Annotated in this window: 1 pseudogene; it reads right to left on the reverse strand. The window is 59.1% G+C overall.

Annotated features, from left to right (window positions below):
• Positions 1 to 191, reverse strand: a pseudogene (locus tag KVT32_RS30625) (hypothetical protein); the annotation flags it as partial.
• Between the last annotated feature and the right edge of the window lie 66 nt (positions 192 to 257).

Raw genomic sequence — 257 nt, forward strand, 5'->3', positions numbered from 1 at the left:
GTGCTGCAGGAGTGATAGGTCCCCTCTTCGTCCTGGATCTCTTTGCCTGGCTCGGCTCCGACTTTCATGCCGCAGACCGGGTCGGTGAACGGATTCTCGCCGCACCCGTTCCCATGGTCGGCGCCGTGCCCTGAGCCATGGCCGGGATGATGTTTGGGTCCCTCGTGATCATGCTGCGACAGGTCGGTCATATTGGAATCTTTCCTGGTCTCGTACATCGAACTCGCTTCATACGTGTAGTCGATGTGTGCCGGAAC

The organism is Achromobacter sp. GbtcB20 (assembly GCF_019091095.1).
GTDB classification, from domain to species: Bacteria; Pseudomonadota; Gammaproteobacteria; order Burkholderiales; family Burkholderiaceae_B; genus Achromobacter; species Achromobacter mucicolens.